The 18260-nt window shown below is 30.6% G+C and carries 15 protein-coding genes; 3 read left to right on the top strand and 12 right to left on the bottom strand.

Annotated features, from left to right (window positions below; translation table 11 throughout):
- Positions 1-18: 18 nt before the first annotated feature.
- On the bottom strand, positions 19-816 hold the full coding sequence (locus MHB47_RS02280) for a MurR/RpiR family transcriptional regulator (RefSeq protein WP_002506682.1): 798 nt from the start codon (positions 814-816) through the stop codon (positions 19-21).
- Positions 817-981: 165 nt separating this feature from the next.
- On the opposite strand from MHB47_RS02280, the gene MHB47_RS02275 reads away from it, so the two are divergent.
- Positions 982-1650 (top strand): N-acetylmannosamine-6-phosphate 2-epimerase, encoded by a 669-nt coding sequence (locus tag MHB47_RS02275; protein WP_340754853.1) that lies wholly within the window; start codon positions 982-984, stop codon positions 1648-1650.
- Between the two features lie 124 nt (positions 1651-1774).
- Here the strand turns inward: MHB47_RS02275 and srtA are convergent, their stop codons facing one another.
- Positions 1775-2374 carry a class A sortase SrtA gene (gene srtA / locus MHB47_RS02270; protein WP_340754850.1) on the bottom strand — a complete coding sequence of 200 codons (600 nt, stop codon included), beginning with the start codon at positions 2372-2374 and terminating at the stop codon, positions 1775-1777.
- 236 nt (positions 2375-2610) lie between these two features.
- On the opposite strand from srtA, the gene MHB47_RS02265 reads away from it, so the two are divergent.
- Positions 2611-3114, top strand: coding sequence for a GNAT family N-acetyltransferase (locus MHB47_RS02265; protein WP_340754847.1), 504 nt, complete (start codon positions 2611-2613; stop codon positions 3112-3114).
- Between the two features lie 227 nt (positions 3115-3341).
- On the opposite strand, the gene MHB47_RS02260 is transcribed toward MHB47_RS02265, so the two are convergent.
- On the bottom strand, positions 3342-4016 hold the full coding sequence (locus tag MHB47_RS02260; protein ID WP_340754845.1) for a haloacid dehalogenase type II: 675 nt from the start codon (positions 4014-4016) through the stop codon (positions 3342-3344).
- Positions 4017-5336: 1320 nt separating this feature from the next.
- On the opposite strand from MHB47_RS02260, the gene MHB47_RS02255 reads away from it, so the two are divergent.
- A complete protein-coding gene (locus MHB47_RS02255; RefSeq protein ID WP_340754843.1) occupies positions 5337-7427 on the top strand; it encodes a helix-turn-helix domain-containing protein in 2091 nt (696 codons plus the stop codon).
- Positions 7428-7533: 106 nt separating this feature from the next.
- Here MHB47_RS02255 and MHB47_RS02250 read toward each other — a convergent pair whose 3' ends face one another.
- The 9 genes from MHB47_RS02250 to pgsB all read right to left on the bottom strand — a co-directional run bounded on the left by MHB47_RS02250 (position 7534) and on the right by pgsB (position 17874).
- On the bottom strand, positions 7534-9258 hold the full coding sequence (locus tag MHB47_RS02250; protein WP_340754841.1) for a glycosyltransferase: 1725 nt from the start codon (positions 9256-9258) through the stop codon (positions 7534-7536).
- Positions 9259-9408: 150 nt separating this feature from the next.
- Positions 9409-11097, bottom strand: a complete 1689-nt coding sequence (gene tarL, locus MHB47_RS02245; RefSeq protein WP_340754840.1) for a teichoic acid ribitol-phosphate polymerase TarL — start codon at positions 11095-11097, stop codon at positions 9409-9411.
- A gap of 136 nt (positions 11098-11233) precedes the next feature.
- Positions 11234-12262 carry an alcohol dehydrogenase catalytic domain-containing protein gene (locus tag MHB47_RS02240; protein WP_340754838.1) on the bottom strand — a complete coding sequence of 343 codons (1029 nt, stop codon included), beginning with the start codon at positions 12260-12262 and terminating at the stop codon, positions 11234-11236.
- Positions 12255-12971 (bottom strand): D-ribitol-5-phosphate cytidylyltransferase, encoded by a 717-nt coding sequence (locus MHB47_RS02235; RefSeq protein WP_340754835.1) that lies wholly within the window; start codon positions 12969-12971, stop codon positions 12255-12257. The genes MHB47_RS02240 and MHB47_RS02235 overlap by 8 nt, the downstream gene beginning before the upstream one ends.
- 406 nt (positions 12972-13377) lie before the next feature.
- The gene (locus MHB47_RS02230) at positions 13378-15027 is read right to left on the bottom strand and encodes a gamma-glutamyltransferase (RefSeq protein ID WP_340754834.1); all 1650 of its coding nucleotides are present in this window, start codon (positions 15025-15027) and stop codon (positions 13378-13380) included.
- Between the two features lie 2 nt (positions 15028-15029).
- Positions 15030-15188 (bottom strand): hypothetical protein, encoded by a 159-nt coding sequence (locus MHB47_RS02225; protein WP_002506669.1) that lies wholly within the window; start codon positions 15186-15188, stop codon positions 15030-15032.
- Positions 15178-16248: a CapA family protein gene (locus MHB47_RS02220; RefSeq protein ID WP_340754832.1), complete on the bottom strand. Its 1071-nt coding sequence runs from the start codon at positions 16246-16248 to the stop codon at positions 15178-15180. The genes MHB47_RS02225 and MHB47_RS02220 overlap by 11 nt, the downstream gene beginning before the upstream one ends.
- 14 nt (positions 16249-16262) lie before the next feature.
- Positions 16263-16715, bottom strand: coding sequence for a poly-gamma-glutamate biosynthesis protein PgsC (gene pgsC, locus MHB47_RS02215; protein ID WP_002506667.1), 453 nt, complete (start codon positions 16713-16715; stop codon positions 16263-16265).
- Between the two features lies 1 nt (position 16716).
- Positions 16717-17874 carry a poly-gamma-glutamate synthase PgsB gene (pgsB, locus tag MHB47_RS02210; protein WP_340754830.1) on the bottom strand — a complete coding sequence of 386 codons (1158 nt, stop codon included), beginning with the start codon at positions 17872-17874 and terminating at the stop codon, positions 16717-16719.
- Positions 17875-18260: the final 386 nt, after the last annotated feature.

The raw sequence follows: 18260 nt of genomic DNA, 5'->3' as shown, positions 1-18260 counted from the left end.
GCAGGTTATCTGTTGTTATCATTCATTTAAAATCACTTTTTTAGTTTGTTGATAAACATTATTCATATATTTATCATCTAACAATAAATAACTGACAATATCTATTAAGAAAAGCGTCGCTATTTGTGTATTAATAAATTGTGTATCATTAATTCTAGATTGATCCGTTGTAATTAATACTAGATCTGCACATTGCGTTAAAAGACTTCCTTCATAATTTGTAATGACTACCACATAAGCACCTCGTTCATGTGCAATTTCTGCAGCAGCAATTAACTCTGTAGTCTCACCGCTATTTGAAATAGCTACAAAAGTATCCGAAGCTGTTAATAATGAGGCAAATATTTTCATTTGATGCGCATCTGTAGAAACGCTCCCCTTCAATCCCATGCGCATCATACGATAGTAAAATTCAGTTGCAGATAAACCTGAACTACCGAGCCCAGCATAAATAATTTGGCGGCTACGATTAATTTGATTTACAAAACTTTGAATTTTTTCATCAGATATAAATTCTCCTGTTTGTTGAATAATATCTTGATGATACTTATGAATACGTTGAATCAGCGGACTGTTCTCAATAACTCTGTCCGTCATTTCTTGTTGTAAATTAAATTTCAAATCTTGAAAGTTGTCATAATTCAATTTATTACTAAAGCGTGTAATGGTCGCTGGTGATGTTTTAATAGCATACGCTAGCGAATTAATTGTGGAAAATGTATCATCAAAATCATTATTTTGAATGTAATCAACAATTTGTTTATCAGTTTTTGTAAATAAATGATGATAACGTTGAATACGATTTTCAAATTTCATAAAATTCACCCTTTCAAAATAAATAATAATTAAAGTATATATGAAAATGTTTTTCATAACAATGAAAACTATTGATTATTATTTTCTTGATGTTATATTAAAATTACTAAGTCGATACAAATTAATTTTTATATTAAATCTACTAAAGTTATGGAGTGTAATATTATGTTACCACAAGGATTAATTGTTTCATGCCAAGCTTTACCTGATGAGCCTTTACACTCATCATTTATCATGTCAAAAATGGCTCTAGCTGCATACGAAGGTGGCGCAGTTGGCATTAGAGCAAATTCTAAAGAAGATATCATTGCTATCAAAAAAGAAGTTAACCTACCAATCATTGGTATCGTTAAACGTGATTACGATAATTCAGACGTTTTCATTACAGCAACAAGTCAAGAAATTGATGAATTAATTGAAAGTAAATGTGAAGTAATTGCCTTAGATGCTACAAAACAACAACGTCCTAAAGAATCATTACAAGAACTTGTTTCATATATACGACAAGCAGCACCAAATGTTGAAATTATGGCTGATATTTCAACGCTTGAAGAAGCGCAATACGCGGACGAATTAGGTTTCGATTATGTAGGGACTACATTACGTGGCTATACCTCTTATACTAAAGGACATATTTTATATGAAAATAATTTCCAATTTCTTAAAGATGTTTTAGCAAATGTTAATGCTAAAGTTATTGCTGAAGGTAATGTCATCACCCCTAAAATGTTCAAAGCAGTTACTGATCTCGGTGTGCATTGTACTGTCGTTGGCGGAGCAATTACACGTCCAAAAGAAATAACAAAACGTTTTATCGACGTTATCGATAAATAATATAAAAGACCGTTATCAAGCGATTATTGCAAGCTCATGCTTGCCGTTAAACTACACTCTTGTTCAATCACAGTAGTTTAATACAATCGTCTCGATACGGTCTTTTTTTAATTACTAATATCATTTAAGTCGCTTCAGCAACAAATATTTTACGGTCTTCCCACTCACCCGTTTGTTCATTATAGTTATCACAAGTAATTAAAGTTAATTGCTGTTTATCTAATTGTTGTTCTTCTAGAACTTCGACATCTTCAGGCTTCACATCAAATATTTTAGTGATTTTATATGTTTTTTCCTCATTCCCAGTTTTAAAATAGACACTGCTTCCTTTTTTTGCTTTTGGCAAGTTAGAAAATTGATAGGTCGAAGAACCTGTGAACGTATGACCAGCAATTGCAATGTTTTGATCTTCTAATGACTCATCTGCTTCAGCAAAACTCACACCTCTTTCAAGTTGTGCTGGTGTCGCTGGTCCAGGATAAACTGGTGTTTTTATATCTGCATCTGGCACGGATATATAGCCTGCCATTTCTGATTTATCATTTGGTATTTCAACCTGCTCTTGTTGGTTCTTGTTATGTTGTTTATCGAAAGTTTCAACTTTTTCCTCGTTCTCTTTCTCAGTAAAATAATTATCAATATGTGGCTTGGCAAAGATATAAATAGCTGCCAATATAAGCAATACTCCAATAAGTGAAATGAGTCGGCTCCCCCATTTTTTCATGCTTTATAACTCCTTTATTAGCTTTAATTATTATAGAATTCTACATAAGTATAGCACAAGGCATACTAGGCCATACATTCTTTTCCTAAGGTATTGTCTATTATATAATCTAAGATGTTAACTTTCATAACAATAAATTGCGTATTCATCATATTAGGTGTTAAATATAAATAAATGATTTTCTAACTACACTTATGAATTATTTTCACAAAAACTCACTGAAAGGATGATATATTATGATACGTAACGCAGTTCAATCCGACTTACCTAATATATTAGACATCTATAACGATGCTATACTCAATACTACAGCAGTTTATACATATAATCCCCAAACCCTAGAATCACGAGAAGCTTGGTTCGAAAAAAAGACCGACAATAATGAACCTGTCATCGTATATGAAGAGCAAGGAGAAGCAATCGGTTTTGCTACTTATGGTTCATTTCGAGATTGGCCCGCCTATCAATACTCAATTGAACATTCTATTTACGTTAATAAACACCATAGAGGCAAAGGGATTGCTTCTCAATTACTCTCAGAAATAATTGAACAGGCACACAGCAATGGCTATAAAACATTAGTTGCTGGTATTGATGCTACAAATGATTATAGTATTTATTTACATAAAAAATTTAACTTTACGCATTCAGGTACCATACATAAGGTAGGTTATAAATTTGATAAGTGGCTTGATTTAGCCTTTTATCAATTAGATTTAAGTACTATGCCATTGAAATAAGACTATACATTTCTAATATTTGTCTTCGACAACTTCATATACGAAATTTAACATATCGAGTTTGATTGAAAAGTTACAGTAATTTGGACCGACTCCTGACTAGTTAAAAAATCATAAGCTAAAGACTACAGACATTTTTGGCCTCCATAAAAAAATGTCGACAAAGTCGTGAACTTTGTCGACACTCTGAACAGCCCTAAATTTTAGGGCTGTTTTATTATATTTATTTATTTATTCATTTCTAACCACTTTGCCATTTCATTTAAATTATTCACTGTAATGGTCGGCGACTGTCCATTATCATCATATTGTTCTCCTTTACGGTTTACCCATACGGTATCAAAACCAAAATTAGCTGCTCCAGTTACATCCCAAGAGTTTGAAGACACAAACAAAATATCTTCTCTAGTCATTTTATAATATTCTAATATTAGCGCATAGCTTGCAGGGCTTGGCTTATATTGTTTAATCTCATCTACACTAATCACAGTATTTATATAGTCACTGATTTTTGAATTGTCGACTAACGGCATTAACATACTATCATTGCCATTAGAAAGTATACCGATATCGAAACCTTTTCCATTCAAACTAGAAAGTACACGTGGAATTTCATTAAAATAATTTAAATCTAAAAAGGCATCAAATAATTGATTTACATCGTCTCTATTATACTGAATTTTATGTTCATCCAGTACATAGCGTAAAGCATCTTTAGTTAAATCATCAAATGGAATATAGCGCTGCATAATTTGTCTTAAAAACATATGATTTAATTGTGTTTTTCGCCATAGTTTTGAAATTGATGCTGCTAATTCATCATCAAATTGAGTCATATCATTTTCTAAGGATGACATATCAAAGATTGTTCCATACACATCAAAGATAATAGCTTTATACATATTGAACCTCCCCTTCTTGATAAAACTAAACTACTTACTCTTTAGCACAATATTGGCATGTTAAACAGTTTTGACCTAAGATTTAAACTTAATTTATTAAATTCTTGCTTTTTCTTATGCAACATTTATATTGTTCGCTATAACTTGACTGCTTATCACTTTTATAAAGTTTTGGTAAATTTATACATATTACTATTACTTTTTGTTTAATCGGTTATAGAGAAATAAGAGAGGAGCTTGGTGACTATGAAAAAAATACTTTTGTCTGATATATTAAATCTTTTTGTTATAGCTTTAATCTACATGGTCTTTATCACGTTAATACTGTTCTCCCTTGATTTGTTTGAAATCCAAACAACTGGCTCCATATTTTTGGAAAAACTTAGCTCTATAACCATCTTTCAAATCTTCAGAAATACTTTATTTAATGGCTTATTTACTTTGTTTTTATTTATTACCTGTTCAATTTTAATTTTTAAATCTATAGACTTATATGCTAAGCAAAAATGATTCTAGTAAAAATTATTTCTCTCTCATTATTAAGTGCTAACTTATGTTAATTTCAAGAAAGTTAAGCCATTTTAACAAACCTACTTTGCATTGTGCAAATTTTTATTATTTATGCATTTTATATTGTAAGACTACATTGTTAGTTATATAATATTTATAGAGAATGTGTTTGCGTTTTATATAAAGGCCCATCATCGTGCCGTTTATTATCATAGTTATATTCCATTCCCAGAATTAAACTTTATGCACCCGTTTTAATAAAGCGTATCAACATGATTCTCAGCAAATGAGCATATACTTCAATATGGCCCATTGCAAGAGATCTAAAATCACTTTCAGGCTGTGGTTTTAGATCTTCTTGTATTGTTCACTGTTCCCTTTATTATCCTTCTAAATAAATCATAAGGTTAGCACGTCAGCATTATTTTTAAGTGCAACAAACTCCTTCTTTTTCATTATTTACTACTTTCTCTCACTTTAATTTAAAACAGAAGTATTTGTATCACCATTTTTATGTTTATTGCATATATTTAGCTTATATTTAAAAATTATATACAAATCCATTTATTTGTAACTAACCTCAAATTTTCACATTCTAAATGAAGTATCTTATTTATTAATTTAAAGCCCAATAAATTTAATGAATCCCAATTCTCCATTAAGAAATCATTTGTCTGAACGACTAATTATTTCTTTAAGATATCCATTTATTAATCTTGTTTGATATTCGAACATTTTTTCATGTCACAGTTGTACAATAACGTTATTACTATAAAGCAATCGGTTTATATTTAGGCAAAGGTGATATTTGTGATAAGTTCTTTATCTATTAGAAGTCATTACACAACTCAATTAACACGCTGTATAAATAAGGTTATTATACTTCTTCCGTTAGGGAAGCCATGTAAAATTAATTTGAATGGCTCAATTATGACGATAGAAAATGGCGTTATAATTAATAATGCTGATTTATATCAAATGATTGATGTTCAAGACCTTCTTGAACTAGATATCCCATTACCTCTATTTATTGAAAAAGATCCATGTTTATCGCATTCATTTTTTGACTTTAATCAAATACGTTATGTAGAGCAATTCAAAAATTTAATTTTACAAAAGCTCCAAAATAATGCTCAAGACAAAAATGTAATGAATTACTATATTTCTAATATAATCGAGTTTTTACTAAAAGAAGCAAAAGTGTCATTACAATATAATTATTTACCACCTCTATACACAAAGCACCCACTAGTTTATCGCCTAACACAATATATCCATAAAAATATCTATGACACTTTAACTACTAAGCAAGTATCCAAAACATTTTTCATTTCACAATCCTATATCTCTATTTTATTCTCAAAAATATTAACTATGAATTTCAAACAATATATAAGTTCATTGAAAATTGCTTTATCCGTCTTTGATTTAATACAAGATAATAAAGCGATTCATGATGTAGCAACAAAATATAAGTTCATGAATGTGAGTACTTATTCAAAACATTTCAAACATTATATTGGTGTACCTCCTAAAAGGTATATTTATCAATTTAGAAAAGGTTATTTCAACGATCCTTATCAAATAGCAATCAACGAACCTAATTTATCCAAATATTTTTCGGATATTTATTATTATTCTCGCAATCAAACAGAAATACCATATACTTTAAATCTGGCTGACCTATCTTTTAATCAACGCTTCCATGATACTTTTATGGTTATTCGGATAGATAATTTACAAGACTTATTAAAATTTAATTACAATGCTATACAAAATAATATTTATTCCAACTTCTCTAAAGTAAACTTTTTAATTAAAAATACAGACTTTGTGTACTTAAATGATTTAGATACTCAACAGTTATTCGATACAATTAAATATTTAATTACTCAAGGATATGATTTAACATTTAAAATTACAACTTTAAATTTAGTGCAAACATTTGATTATCATGTACTTAAAGTATTGAAAGAAACGCTTAATACTAAAAATTGCTTAGAGCAAATAACTCTATTATTTGAACTTGAAACCAGTTCTATTAAAGATATGCAATGTCTTATCAAAAGATTAAATCACCAATTTCCTTTGTTAAAAACAGGAATCGTTATAGATCCTTTTATTGAATATGGTCATAACCTCACTCACATCATTAAGAAAATTAATGCATTACAAGTAGATTATTTTTACATTAACCATGACTTGATTACATTTGGAAACTTAATTTCAAAAAAATCAACTTATTCTAAATCAGAAAATACTTTAAAACAAAATATAGCGCTGTTCCTTCATAAAATGGGGATAAAACATTCAAAAAAATTAATTTTCGCTAAAATAACCCATAATGCATTAAAAGTTTATTTCAATAATGAGACTGATGCTACCCATATATTATTGTCTGAATTATTGATTGAACTGAATCAATACATCGCTGGCTTTGGCTATGCCTATTATACAGATGATAAAGAGCACTTTATGCTTATCAATCACCATCAAAGCGTAATGCCTATCGTTCATGTTTATAGTTTATTAAAGCCTTTTCTCAATAATCAAGTTGCATTGCTTTCTTATGGAATCATAGCTAAAACAAAAAACCATTATCATTTTTTATTGTTTAATAATCAAAGCAATCAGACTCATAAATACGTAGAGGTTAATATTAACCATAATTTCTCCAACGATTTCCCTGTATTCACGCGTCTACTTAACCGTGATCATGGTATGGTTTCACAATTGGTACCTCACAAGCTCAACCAGAAATATATTAATCCTGCAATACTGAAACAAATAAATAATACCAACTATCCATTAGCAAAATTAAATATGCATGCTCATAAAGAACCTATGGTATTAACAGTTTCTAATTCTTCACTTTTGTATTTCATGATCCCCATAAAATAATAATATTGTAAAAAAAATGACTGTTAGATTTCCGTAGAATTCTAACAGTCATCTATTAAATTTTGAGTTTAAGCTTAAACATCTTTAAAGACAAACTAATATATCATTAATACTTTAAGATTAAATGCGGCGTTTCAATTCTAAAGTTCTTTTTAAGTTCGCTTGCTTTCACTTTCTCATGCACAGTTAAATCATATGTCATCTTATCGTTTGTGTTTAAACTGTTTAAATAACCATAAGTGAAGCGTTTAGGCAACATAAGTGCTGTCATCCCTTCCGATAATAAGTAATTGAATTTTAAGCTACGTAATTGTATTGTTTTACTATCTTTAGAAGTAACTTCTAACATGTCATAAAGTTTATTATTAGTTACATAGAATGACAGGTTATCAAAATCTTTCGTGAAGTATGGCGTAAAGCGATAATATTTATTATTACTTTCTGCAATTGTACTTGTCTCTACTTCATAAGGATATTTTGCACGTTTACTACCAATACGTTTTTCAACAATTATATTATCTACTCTCATCTCTAAAAAGGCATCCCAAACTTTTTCTTTCACCAAGTATGGGATTATATCATTCATCGACGCACTAAATTTAAAGCGAGATTGATCGTTAATTGCTAACGGTACATAAATCAGTTCTTTTTTGTTTCGAGAAACAAGCTTTAATTGAATCATTGTCGCAACATGATTAGGATTAATGATTGATTTTAAGAATTCTAGCTCTATTTCAAATCCTTTATCATTAAATTTAAAATGTGACATTCTTAAATCAGGTTTAATCAATTGTTTGAATTTGAAAAACGGCTCATTTTCACCAAATTGTATTTCCAGTTCTCCTTGGTGTGCATTATAGTTATAAAAGCGACCATTTTTATAACTTTCTTCAACCTTTTGGTAATGTTTCATATCTTTTAGACGTGCGTAATACAACAATGGTTTCAAGGAATCGTTTACTAATTCATCTACTTCTGAAGGTACTTTTTGGATAAAGTCACCTAATGCATCCATCCATACTTCTTTTTTATCATCGGCTATTTTCAGAGAAAAATTATTAGTTCTTGAGAAGGAGAAATGACGATCTATAAAATAACCTAGCACCTTATGTTTATTATCTAAAGGACTGTCTAATATTGCTTCTGTTATCAATGACATGACCTTGTAAAAATCTTCTGGTGAAACGTAGGCTGAACTCATATGTTCGCCTTCACGTTTTGCAGCATAGTAATAAGGTTTATCAGCTAGTACAGCTATTTTATCCGCATTGAGATAAGCTTTCATTGTAAATAGTTGATCTTCAGCGCTACGCAAATCTTCTGGAAAATTAATATTATTATTGCGTAATAATGACGTTCTATAAAACTTAGTAGGACCTAGTGTATATATAATCCTCGAATTTTCCAGTGTCACAGAGTCACTTGTTTCTTTAAACATAGACCTTGGAACACCACGACCATTTACACCTTCCATTCTTACTAATACCACATCTGCATTATTGTTATCTACAAATTTAGACACATCTTTTAACGTATCGTTATTAATATAATCATCAGAGTCTACAAAAAATACATATTCTCCTTGAGCAATTTGTAGTGCTGTATTTCTTGGCTTACCTGGGCCACCTGAATTAGTATCAAGCTTTTTCACAATTAAATTCATCTTATCTTTATATGGCTCTACAATTTTTAGTGTGTCATCTGTTGAACAATCGTCAACAAGTATCACTTCAAAATCCTTTTTATCATACTTTTGATTTTTTAGACTGTTCAATAACTCTTCAATATATTTTTCCGAGTTATAACTTGGTACTATAATTGAAAATTTCACTTTATTTCACCTCATAAAAAGTGAGCTAAGATACAATGCAATATACTTAGTTTAATAGCAAATAAAATATACGCTATATCTTACCATCAGTCTATTTATCATTGTACTTAACTCACTATATTGATCTTATTATTTTAGTTCTACTATAAGTTAACTTCCAAATACATTTCTTACTAAACGCTCACTTGAGCGCCCGTCTTGATATTTAAAATGTTTGTCTAAGAAAGGTGATACTTTTTCTACTTCGTAATCGCTATTATCTAATGCCGTAATTAAATCTTCAAATGATTCGATAATTTTACCTGGAACAAAAGTTTCATAAGGTTCATAAAAATCACGCGAAGTAATGTAGTCTTCAAGGTCAAATGCATAAAAGAGCATTGGACGTTTAAATACTGCAAATTCATATACAAGAGAAGAATAATCACTGATCAATATATCAGTAACAAATAGAATGTCATTAACTTCTCTAAAATCTGATACATCTACAAAATATTGTTCATATTCTCTAGGTATATTTAGTCTATTTTTCACAAATGGATGCATTTTGAACAGCACAACTGCATTATTTTCACGACAATAACGTGCAAATCTCGCAAAGTCTATTTTAAAGAATGGGTAATGTGCTGTGTGGTGGCCACTGCCTCTAAATGTTGGTGCAAATAGAATAACTTTTTTACCTTTAATGATAGGTAAATCTTGCTCCATTTCAGCTACAATTTCTCTTTCATAATTTTCATCGAAAAGAATGTCTGTTCTAGGCACACCTGTTGGTATAATATTCTGTTCTTTAATGCCAAACGCTTCCCCATAAAAAGGAATATCTGTTTCAGATGAGACAAAGGCTTTTGTATAATTTCTGTGGTTGACGGAATTAAAGAACGGCCCACCTTTTTTACCAGTACGGCTATATCCAACTGTTTTAAAGGCACCTACTGCATGCCAAACCTGTATAATTTCTTGGCTTTTTCTAAACTTCACTGTATATAATAGTGGATGAAAATCATCTACGAAAATATAATCTGCTTTACCTAATAAAAACGGAAACTTAAACTTATCAATGAAATTTCTTCTTGCAGAAATATTGGATTTAAACAGGGCATGGATTTTATACTTTTTATCTAAATTTTGACGTAGCATTTCGTTATATACGTACTCAAAGTTACCTGACATATATTCTCTTGAATCAGAAGTGAATAATACTGTATTCCCTTTTTTTAAGTGGAAAAATTTAGTTACTTTAAATATAGATTGAAATACAAAATTACGCATGTTAAAAGAGTATCTATTATATTTTAATCGCAAGTCCATCATTTTTTTCTTAACCGGGTTCACTTTCGGTTCCGGTGCTTTAAAATTAATATTCAACACAAACTCATTTACTTCGCTCGAAATCATTGGTTGAACAGTATATTCTGTTTTCTTTGAATTGCCACCTTTTTTAAATATCAACTCATAATGTTTCAAAAGATAATTATTTTTTCCATTTAGTGTTTCTTCTGCTTCGTATTCTTCTAGTTGGATATCATCTAATTCATAACTATTAGGATTCAGTAATGTTTCATTGATATGTGCAATATAATCAAAATGATCCTTGTAGACAATGAGATATTCACCAGATGGAAGATAGTTTCCATCATCTAAAATCGCCACATTAAAACGTGCTTTAAATTTGTTTCCTTCAATTTTCACATCATTTGCTGCTAATTCTTTAGTTTCAGTCAAATTTCGTAAAACAAAATTTTTCTTGTTAAGCTCAATATCATTAACGTGACCTTCAATAAATAATTGAATTCGCTCCCAATAAATGTCATCAATTATTATTTTAGATTTGCTCAATTTTAAAAACCCTCTCTCGTTCAATTAATTAGTTATAAAATTGCGCAATGTATATTAATAACTAATTTAGAATAGTTTAAAATAAGTATAAATTGAATTTTCAGTTATCTTGTTTGCATTTATATATTCATGTTATTTACATTGTCCATTTAAGAACAGTCTTGCCCCATGATGTTGATAAATCTGTTTCAAATGCTTTTACAGCATCATTAATTGTTTTAATATCAAATTCATTACCTTTTAGAAGTGCTAATTTTTCAACGACATCAGGATTGTCTTTATAAAATTGAGCAACGTCTCTGAAATCTTGCGCACCACTTCTACTACTACCAAACATCGTTATACCTTTTTCTAGTACAAGACGTGTATTTACTTCTATTGGATATTCACTTACGCCTAATAAGCTAATTGTCCCTTCTGGAGAAATCAAATCAATAATCTGATTCACCGCTGACTGGCTTCCTTTACCGCCTACACATTCGAAACCATGATCAAATGAGACATCTTCTGGCACCTCATGAATATGATATATATGTTCTACAAATGAAAAGTGACTTAATTTATAATCTGTTTTACCAAAAACATAAATTTTAGCGTCTGGGTATAGTTTGTGGAGTAAAATCGCTGTTATATAACCTAAATTCCCATCTCCCCATACGCCAAAACTATTTTTATGTGAAATTGATTTACGTTCAAAACGTTGAATTGCGTGCCAAGCTACGCTGACTAATTCAGAATAAGCAATTGTACTTAAATCTTCGATGCTCTCATCTATTTCAACGACTCTATCGTGATCCATAAATACATAATCTTGCATAAATCCGTCAAAACCACTAGATCTAAATTTACTGCTTGGCAAATAATTTTCAGCTATGACATCATTTTTTTCTACAGGTGTATTAGGTACCATGATGACTCTTGTACCAATCTCAAACATACCTTTATTGTCATAAACAACTTCACCAACACCTTCATGAATCAATGACATTGGCAGCTTGTTTTTCAGCACTTTTTCATTTCTACTACCTGTATAATATCTTTGATCTGCTGCGCAAATTGACAAATACAGTGGTCTTATAATAACTTTATCGCTTTTAATGTCTTCATTATTATATGTTACTTCAAATTGTCTCGGAGCAACGAGTTGATATACTTGATTAATCACTCGACATCCCACCTTTTATGATTGAGTTAGCAACTTTAAGATCATAAGGTGTCGTTATTTTTATATTGTATAATTCTCCCATAACTAGTCTTACAGATTTGTTTGCTACAACTAGTATCTTACAGGCATCTGTCATAATTTTCTTATCGTCACTTGAAAGCTCATTATAACTATTTCTTAACAAATTAATATTAAAAGATTGAGGCGTTTGACCTTGATACATTTCACTTCTAACTGGTATAGACTTTATGGATTCACCATCTTCTGATGTGATGATTGTATCAGTAGCTGTTATTACAGTATCTACAGCACCATATTTCAAAACACTTGCTATGTTTTCTTTAATAATACGGTGTGTTAAAAACGGTCTAACTGCATCATGTGTAACAATAACATCTTCATCAGTAATACCATTTTCAGCTTCTGCTGCTTCTATAATACTCATAATCGTTTCATTACGGTCCTCGCCGCCTTGCACAACTTTAATTCTGTCATCATTAATATTATGTTTACGTAAGGTATCTTTCGTATGAGAAATCCATTTTTGAGGTGTAGCAATAAAGATTTTATCGAATTCACTTGTTAATAAGAATTTCTCTACTGTATGAATAAGAATAGGTTTCCCATCTAAATCTAAAAATTGTTTTGGTAATGGAACATTTCCCATTCTTGATCCAATACCTCCAGCCAAAATACCAGCATATATCATATATTTCCCTCCTATGTAGTTGTTGCTTTTTCAGTTTTTATTTTATTTTTCAAATTTTATTATTAAATAACTTGGCTATATAAATCTGTTTTATAAGTCCATTTTTACACTGTACTCATAAAATGCATTATATAAACATTATATTACCAACTATTATAGTCTTTTTCTACTTATATCCATCCCCGTACAAGTTAATACAGTTTTTTTTCTAATTCCAAACCATATCTTTACTTTTATAATAAATATTACAGAACTTTATAAAATTTATTTTAAAGCATCATATTAAATTAATTTAAATCGATAAGGCAAAAAAGCAGATTTCCTTAAATAGGAAATCTACCTTTTCACTTTTCTTCATCAAATTTGTGTTGTTTGCTAGACTCATCAATTTAGCTTGTGCCTTATTTTATCTATTACCAACATCGTGTCCTATTTCTACAGTCTTATCATTTTTATTGTAAAGTGCTGCTTGCACACTACCAAAGTTAGGATCGTTTCGTTTTTCTTCTACTTTAAAACCTAAACTTTTGAAAATAGAAACATCTGCCTTACTCATAGCATTTTCATAAAACACTGTACCGCCATCATTGTAAAAGCGTGGCTTATCTATCGACTCTTGAAGCGTGCCATTACCTTTTAAGTAATCTATCAGCACTTCATTGGTTGTGGTAGGAATCTTATTACCTCCTGGCGTCCCAATACCCATATAATAATCAGGACCCACGACTATACTTGGAGCTGTATATGATCTAGGTGTTTTATGTTTCCCACCATGGTTAGGGCTTAAAGGATCAGAAGAAAAGTTTGATAAAGAGTTGTTCATATAGAAACCTTCCTTCATAAAATCACCTGAACCAAAGAAACTTGATAGTGTATTAGTAGTACTTGTTACTTTGCCCTCTTTATCAACTACAACAAAGTGTGTTGTACTTGTATTATCTACATTATTTGTGTTGAAGTTACTCTCAAAGTTCACTTCATTTAGTTTGCCTAGTAAATAATCTTGAGATAGGTATTCATCGTAATCTTCATCTTGGCCATTGACTATATCTCTATTTCGATACATAAGTGCTCTCGATTTTAAAATACCAGTAATATAATCTAAACGGTTATTAGGGGTAGTTTGATTATTTGGATCTATTTGCTCATTTTCTGGCGCAGACTGTGTATTTTGCGGCACTTGATTGTTTGTTGCTTCATCTATTTCTAAACCTTGAAGCATCAGTGTGCCACCTAATGGATTAGATGCAGAATAAACTTTAGTATTTAAATAATCTGTGCTAACCGGTTCTTTTTTCGTGGTTTTATAACTATTAAAATCTTTTTCAGTTATTTCTTCATCTACTTGATCAGAAACACTGTCGCCCACTTTATCATAGAAATAGTCTGGCCCATGATCTCTAATTCCTTTAATTGTTTTAGCTAATTCTGGCTGTTTAACTACTTCACCTTCTCTTTTGGTTTTATCACCATCAAAAAATGGTGAGTCCCTATCAACATCAGAACCGTATAATTTCAAACTGCGTTCTAATTCTGAATCAACTTCAAAACCTTCTTCTGCTAATGGAATCACATAGTTTAAAATTTTCTCTTCATCCATTTTACCCGCTTCTTTATGTGCATCATGTATCCCACGTACAAAACCTGGTGTACCTATTTCGTCTTTCTCATCATATTTAAATGATGAAATATCTTTGTATTGCCATTGCTTTGGCGCAACATTAGGTTTGCCATCATAGGCTAACATCGCGCCTCCGCCACCTAAACCAGATGAGTGAGGCTCGGTTATTGCTAATGCATATGAAACACCCATGGAAGCATCAACAGCATTGCCTCCGTCTTCAATAATTTTCTCACCCACACGGCTTGCTATTGGATTATTCGAAGCAACACCGTAATTTTCATCTGATGGGTTCTGATCATGATCTGCAATCTTATTTTCATATAATTCATCTTTATTATAATTATCTTCTTTGGTTGCTATAAAAAAGATAAAAGAAATAATTATAGTAAGGAGTAAGATTACGATGAGCGTTTTTTTATTATAAATACTCATACTTAAGCTCCTTTAGACAAATATTGGTGATGCGATGTTTTAAGTTCATTTTGTTCATATTGATCTAAACCTTCATTTGCTTGAGCAAATACAATTAATAAAAAGATAACTAATACTATTGAAACTACTGTAATACTCACCCATTGTGTTTTAATGTTCATATACGTAACCTCCATTCTCTTTTTTTAGATTTACACTTTTGCTTTCAATATTGTTCAATAATTTAATTTCTTCCACTTTGTTAGGATTGGATTCTGTTATTTTTCCACCCTGTGATTTAATTGGTGTTACCATAAATTCTGAATTTTTACCATTCCAATTTTGTTGAACAGCCAAGCCTTGTTTATTTTTAGATAAAAAATCCTCAGAAGTTACGTTACCAAGGCTATAAAAAATACTAGTACCCTTATATTTTTCAATCTGTTGAATCACTGAGTTGTGACCAATAATTACATCTGCACCAGCATCAACAAGTGAATGTGCATATTTCTTTTGTCGCGTTGTAACAGCACGTTCATCCGTTATTCCCCAGTCGACATTGGCTACAACGTAATCATTTTCCTCTTTTAACTTTTTGATTAATGGAATATAAATATTCGGTTCTAAACTTACCGAAGTTGTATTCTTCAAGGAGTCAGTGTAATCAGAATCAACATCTGTAAACGAAACATTGGCAACTTTTTTACCTTTAACTGTTTGTTGTACTGTTTTACTATTAATAGGATTCGAACCATTTCCAGTTAAGTAATTATAACCAGCCTGCCCTTCTACCGCTCTACCAAACTCTCTCGCTGTTATATTATCAGTGACCTGGTTAATAATATTTAAACTTTTAATATTTAACCCCCTTAAAAACATGACATTCTCTAAATTCTTATTAATATTTGTTTTTCTATCTTCTGAAAAATTGGTGAGTTTTAAGCTTGCTGTTGAGTAATCACTTGCATTTAAAACACTTTCTATCGGGCTAAAGGTGTCGTTAATATTGTTTTTCCTTATGTGCTTATTCATTTCTATATTACCTAAATAAGTCATCCTTATATCATCTTTGGCTTTCTTCATAGCTTGAACTGGTTCAACTTCTTGTGATGACATAGTGAATATTAAAAGTGCAATTGCCCCTATTAAAATAATGCCGGTGTATATAGAGTTGCGTTTTTTGTGACGTTTCGTCCATTTTAATACCCGTTCCTCTATAGTAAATCGTTTAGATTGCTTCATATTTATGCTCCTTACTAATTGATAAAGCTATAAAAGAATAAGATGACATAAGTAATACATGTTAATAACATACATGTAGATAAAGTAATAATGACACCTTGTTTTTGAATTGTATTTGCTATGATACCTGGAATAACAACGCCAATCCCTGACATTTCTACCATTTCAAATGGGGTTAAGGGATAAATGATGTCAAATACAAACTTTAATACCATACCAGTAAGTATCATTGCCGCAAATTTTCTACGACCATATAAAATTACGATTTTGCTTACACCATGATTAACAATGAAATATGTAATGCAACTAATAATGAGTACGGATAGTAACATTATCGGCTGATCAAAAATCAAAGCTAAATATCCTGGTACTACTAAACCAGCTGGACTAATACCAAATTTCTCGGCAAAGATTAGACTTAGTACAATACCCACAAATAATGAAAAATATAACTCTGAACCTATCATATTATTTGATCCCTTCTATATATTGCGCTATTTGTTTACCTGGTCCGTGAATGTTACCCACACAGAAAACCAAGGCATTTTGTGACTCTTTATATAATGCGCTCTCAACTTCTTTTATATCTTTACCTTCGAAGTTTAAATACTTCTTATTAGTCTGCCCTTTCATTACATCATTGACCATTTGAGTACTTTTACCTGTACAAATTAATGTATCAAATTCGACATCCTTTAAAAAATCTTCACAAAACTGTCTCGTTCTGTCGATTCTGTCGGAACGACAATTTAATATGAGTACAATTTTTTTATATGGATAATTATAAGTTTCAACTTTGTCTAATATTGCTTTTGACGATTTTGGCTCATTTGCAGCAAATGCATTAACATAAACATTAGTTGAATGATTAGCGTTAAAGTATTTAACTTCAACAGCTCCAACATCAGGTGGTGCATTGAGCATGCCACGCAAGGCTGTATCTCGATCTATACCCAGCGCTTCGGCAACGCCCATAGCAATTGCAACATTATCTGGGAATACGATGTAACCGAACTTTCTTAGATAGGATTCAGGAACATCTTCTTTATCAACAACAATTAATTTTGTTTTACGTTTTTTAGCAACTTTAGCAAAAAATTTAGTGTAGTCATCTTTCATTACTACAAGATGACCTTTGTATGGAATGGTCGCTGTAAATGCCTCGGCAACCTCGTTTAATGTCGGCCCTAACACATCCATATGATCTTCCATCACATTAACAATCACACCTATATTTGCTTTCACTAAGTCTTTTTGAAATGTAATTTGATAATCTGGATTAACTGCCATACATTCATTTACTAAGGCATTGGCTTTTTGTTTTACAACTTTACGAATAATGTCACGTTGTTCGCCGATATTTGCTCCTTGAGGCTTCCTATAAACTGGATACTCTCTTGGCGTAAACCAATACAGCATACGTGCATCTGTTCCTGTTGTTTTACCTATTACTCGGTAGTCGTCCTCACGTAGTGTACTGTAAATCAACCTAGTTATAGTGGATTTACCTCTTATACCATTTATATTTATGCGTATTGGAACTTTTTCTAATCTGTAGGAATGTTGTTTTTTCTCAACAATACCTAGCCAAAGTACTAGACCTACACATATGATGATGAGTAGCAAATTTCATCCCTCTTTTCAGCAGCGTATTTAATTTTATGTAAATATCAAAGTAGGTTAAGCATGTTATTAATACATAGTGAAGATGTATCAACTAAAAATATCATTCACAATATTTTAACAATTCCTACCTATCAATACTGTTATGCTACCATGTAGTTATTGATTTAATATAAATTGTTTGAAGAATTGATTAATTATTCGTAAATTCAAATTTACATTAGATGTAATATTCATCTTTTATCTATATAAAGCCTTATATAATGGTATTTGTATTTTTAGAAAAAATAAATACTTTTTATCGAAAAATTTAAATTTAATTTAGTATTGATGTTTTTTACCATAAATAAATATATAATATTTACTACTTCTTAACATGTTATTAAAAT

It is taken from the genome of Staphylococcus sp. FSL K6-3157 (assembly GCF_038005145.1).
GTDB classification, from domain to species: Bacteria; Bacillota; Bacilli; order Staphylococcales; family Staphylococcaceae; genus Staphylococcus; species Staphylococcus equorum.
Note: the sequence above shows the minus strand (reverse complement) of the source record. Positions and strands in the feature narration are given on the sequence as shown.

Excerpts from the sequence above, each read along its gene's own strand:
- MHB47_RS02280 (WP_002506682.1), bottom strand. The coding sequence starts at position 816 with ATGAAATTTGAAAATCGTATTCAACGTTATCATCATTTATTTACAAAA.
- MHB47_RS02275 (WP_340754853.1), top strand. The coding sequence starts at position 982 with ATGTTACCACAAGGATTAATTGTTTCATGCCAAGCTTTACCTGATGAG.
- srtA (WP_340754850.1), bottom strand. The coding sequence starts at position 2,374 with ATGAAAAAATGGGGGAGCCGACTCATTTCACTTATTGGAGTATTGCTT.
- MHB47_RS02265 (WP_340754847.1), top strand. The coding sequence starts at position 2,611 with ATGATACGTAACGCAGTTCAATCCGACTTACCTAATATATTAGACATC.
- MHB47_RS02260 (WP_340754845.1), bottom strand. The coding sequence starts at position 4,016 with ATGTATAAAGCTATTATCTTTGATGTGTATGGAACAATCTTTGATATG.
- MHB47_RS02235 (WP_340754835.1), bottom strand. The coding sequence starts at position 12,971 with ATGATATATGCTGGTATTTTGGCTGGAGGTATTGGATCAAGAATGGGA.
- MHB47_RS02230 (WP_340754834.1), bottom strand. The coding sequence starts at position 15,027 with ATGAGTATTTATAATAAAAAAACGCTCATCGTAATCTTACTCCTTACT.
- MHB47_RS02225 (WP_002506669.1), bottom strand. The coding sequence starts at position 15,188 with ATGAACATTAAAACACAATGGGTGAGTATTACAGTAGTTTCAATAGTA.
- MHB47_RS02220 (WP_340754832.1), bottom strand. The coding sequence starts at position 16,248 with ATGAAGCAATCTAAACGATTTACTATAGAGGAACGGGTATTAAAATGG.
- pgsC (WP_002506667.1), bottom strand. The coding sequence starts at position 16,715 with ATGATAGGTTCAGAGTTATATTTTTCATTATTTGTGGGTATTGTACTA.